Origin of the sequence: Bathymodiolus heckerae thiotrophic gill symbiont, from assembly GCF_900128515.1 — a bacterium.
GTDB lineage: Bacteria > Pseudomonadota > Gammaproteobacteria > PS1 > Pseudothioglobaceae > Thioglobus_A.
In genome coordinates, this window is sequence record NZ_FQTP01000118.1 from 1 (window position 1) to 3,484 (window position 3,484).

At 34.5% G+C, this 3,484-nt stretch carries 4 protein-coding genes; all 4 read left to right on the forward strand.

Annotation, left to right across the window (positions count from 1 at the left end; translation table 11 throughout):
• Positions 1-402: DALR anticodon-binding domain-containing protein (locus tag BTHERMOSOX_RS09805; protein ID WP_249360677.1), on the forward strand; the 402-nt coding region annotated here is incomplete at its 5' end.
• Between the two features lie 3 nt (positions 403-405).
• Positions 406-1,491, forward strand: coding sequence for an AAA family ATPase (locus tag BTHERMOSOX_RS09810; RefSeq protein WP_138120976.1), 1,086 nt, complete (start codon positions 406-408; stop codon positions 1,489-1,491).
• Complete coding sequence (locus BTHERMOSOX_RS09815) at positions 1,485-2,081, forward strand: DUF4276 family protein (protein ID WP_138120978.1); 597 nt, start codon at positions 1,485-1,487, stop codon at positions 2,079-2,081. The genes BTHERMOSOX_RS09810 and BTHERMOSOX_RS09815 overlap by 7 nt, the downstream gene beginning before the upstream one ends.
• The coding region (locus BTHERMOSOX_RS09820) for a UvrD-helicase domain-containing protein (protein ID WP_171004731.1) at positions 2,074-3,484 on the forward strand (1,411 nt) is incomplete at its 3' end. The genes BTHERMOSOX_RS09815 and BTHERMOSOX_RS09820, both read left to right, overlap by 8 nt.

Genomic DNA, 3,484 nt, shown 5'->3' on the forward strand with positions numbered 1-3,484 from the left:
ATGGATTTTGATCTTGATTTAGCAAAGTCAAAAACCAATGAAAACCCGGTGTTTTATATTCAATATGCACATGCGCGTATTTGTTCGGTTTTGGCAAAAGAAAGCAGCACTGAGCAAGCAGATCTAAGTTTATTAAATAACGACTATGAACAAATATTAATCAAACAGCTTAATCGCTATACTGACGTGGTTAAAAGCTCAGCTATTAATTATGAGCCACATGTTTTGGCTTATTATTTACGTGATTTAGCGGGTGATTTTCATAGCTATTATAATAATTGTGATTTTTTAATTGAGGATAAAATATTGCAAGCTTCACGTTTAACACTCATCATTGCCACCAAGCAAATTTTAGCAAATGGATTAGGTTTATTGGGTGTATCAGCACCTGATAAAATGTAGTTTATGGATAATAATTTATCACGCATTAAAATTAAAGGTTTTAAATCGATTAAAGCGTTAGATTTAGAAATGAAACCAATTAATGTGTTGATTGGTGCAAATGGATCTGGCAAAAGTAATTTTATTTCTGTTTTTAAATTGTTAGATGTTTTATATCAAAAAAAGTTACAAACTTATATTTCTACAAACGGTAAGGCAGAAAGATTTCTACATTTTGGTAGTCAGATAACTCAAGAAATAATTATTGATTTGAGCTTATCCGATGCAAATACATATTTTTTAAAATTGGCCAAAGATGTTGACAATGATAGTTTTGTTATTGACATAGATAATGCGGCTTTTACAGTTTATAGAAAAACGCATGATGTTAGCTATTCTAGTCTGGAAAGTAATATTTCAAATGAAACAAGTAGTGGAATTATAGAAAATTCTAAAAATTATTTACAACAATGTAAATTGTATCATTTTCATGACACATCTGAAAAAGCAAAGTTTAAATCTAATCAAGACATTAAGGATAATGACTTTTTATGGAGTGATGCAGGCAATCTTGCGCCATTTTTATTAAGATTAAGTCAAGATTACCCGGAGGATTATCAAAATATTGTGAGTGCTATACAAACGGTTGCATCTTACTTTCATGATTTTAGTTTTAAAAAAGATAGTAAGGATGTTTTGTTAAGGTGGCAACATAAAAATAATTTAGAAGGCGTTGGATTTTCTGCAAATAATTTATCTGATGGCACCGCACGTTTTATTTGCATGGCGACACTATTCTTGCAGCCCAAAGAATTGCGCCCTGCAACAATTGTATTAGACGAGCCAGAAATTGGCTTGCATCCAGTGGCATTAACAGTGTTATCAGAAATAATCAAAGCAGTTTCCAATGATGGCTCACAAGTAATTATTTCCACTCAATCGGTTACGCTTGCAAATTGTTTTAAGCCTGATGACTTTATTGTGGTGGATTATGTTGACGGTGTGTCTAGTTTTCGTCGATTGAAGGAGCAAGAGCTGGATGTTTGGCTAGAAGAATATCAAATGGGCGATATTTGGAATAAAGGGCTTTTGGGTGGTCGCCCATGGTAAGGCTTGGTGTTTCTGTTGAGGGTGAATCAGAAGAAATTTTTGTCAAAAAAATATTAAAACCACATTTAGAAACTATAGAAATAACTGTTGTTAATTTAAAAGGCGGTATTAATTTAGGTGGAGTGACAAAAGAATTAAATAGACTGTTAAATAGTTTTGATAAAGTAACAACTTTATATGATTTTTATGGGTTTGATAAAAAAGATGGAGCAATTAACCAGCAAGAGTTAGAGTGTAAAATATCAGACCGTGTTTCGCCTCAATTAAAGCATAAACTTATTCCCTATATTCAAATGTATGAATTTGAGGCATTATTTTTTGCCCAGCCACGTGTAATAGGTGAGGTTATTGGCTTTAATTCTGAAGACTGGGGTAAAAAGATATTAAATGCATCCAATCAAAATCCGGAAGCCATTAACAACTCTTATGCGACAACGCCTAAGCATAGAATTGAAGAAGAAAGTAAGGGTCAATATCGAGAAACTGAACATGCATCTAAAATTCTTAAGCGTATTGGATTGGTAGAAATCAGAAAAAAATGCCGTGGATTTAATGAGTGGCTGGAGCAATTAGAAAAACTTGGTGAATGATTTATTCCAACGCCAACAAGCACTAGATACCTCGCGTTCTTTTTTAATTCAAGCACCTGCAGGTTCTGGCAAAACCGAGCTACTAACGCAACGCTATTTAAAATTATTATCAATTAGCGATTCGCCAGAAAGTGTTCTGGCAATGACCTTTACCAAAAAAGCAGTTAGTGAGTTAAAGGCTAGAGTAATTGATGCGCTAAAGTCAGTAGAAAGTGGGCGCCCTCAACAACCACACAAACAAATCACCTTTGATTTGGCTGTTGCAGTATTAGCAAGGTCGAGGAAATATGAGTGGCATATAATTGACATGCCTCAACGGCTGAAGATTTCTACTATTGATGGCTTGTCCAATCTAATTACCAATCGTTATCCGCAGCCAGGCACTTGGATTAACAAACAAATTATCACTCAAACTTGGCAACAAGAGGCTATATATTTGCAAGCTGCCAAGCAAACCTTGCTTAGTATTGATACTGAAGAATTCGGACAATGCATTAGCGAGACATTGTTATATTTGGATAATAATGTTAATCATTTTTATCAGCTGATTACTTACATGCTGTCAAAACGAGATCAATGGCTTAATAAGCTGTATATCAAGAATGTATTAAACGTTCAAAGTCTACAAGACAGTGCTGCCAATATTATCAGCAAGCACTTGATGCAATTATCAGCCCAAGCATGCATACATTTTAATGATGCATTTTTTAATGCATTAAAGGCTAACACCAACATTGAGTTATCAGGTATTGAAAAATTACCTGCTACCAATGCCTCCGAATTGAAACAGTGGCAAGAGCTGGCCAATCTGTGCTTAACTGAAAAAGGCGAATGGCGTAAGACCTTAACTAAGAAAAACGGCTTTCCTGCTGAATTAAAAGTGCAAAAGAAAGTTGTATTGGAGATGCTTGAAGTCTTGTCAGACAAAGCAGATATTAAGATGCTGCTAAATGAAATCAACACCATGCCAGATGTTGATTTCGATACCTTGCAAATAGCTGCTTTAAAGAATATCGCCCAGGTATTGAAAATTGCTGTGGCACAACTTAATGTATTGTTTGATGAACAGCAATCGACTGATTTTATTCAAGTTGCTTTAGATGCGGACCGAGCATTGGCAGATCATGAAATGAACGATATTGCTTTATTTTTGGATTACAAAATACAGCATTTATTAATTGATGAGTTTCAAGATACTTCCAGTACTCAATTTTCATTAATTGAAAGACTGATTGCCAACTGGCAAAAAGACGACGCTAAGACCTTATTCTTGGTGGGCGATCCTATGCAGTCTATTTATTTATTTAGACAATCACAGGTAGGGTTGTTTTTGCAAGTGAGAGAGATTGGTATTGCGAATCTTAAGCCTTCTTTTTTACAACTAACAACTAATTTTAGATCTG

What these genes read in the sequence shown, in the direction of transcription:
- BTHERMOSOX_RS09810 (WP_138120976.1), top strand. Translation starts at nt 406, where the DNA reads ATGGATAATAATTTATCACGCATTAAAATTAAAGGTTTTAAATCGATT.
- BTHERMOSOX_RS09815 (WP_138120978.1), top strand. Translation starts at nt 1,485, where the DNA reads ATGGTAAGGCTTGGTGTTTCTGTTGAGGGTGAATCAGAAGAAATTTTT.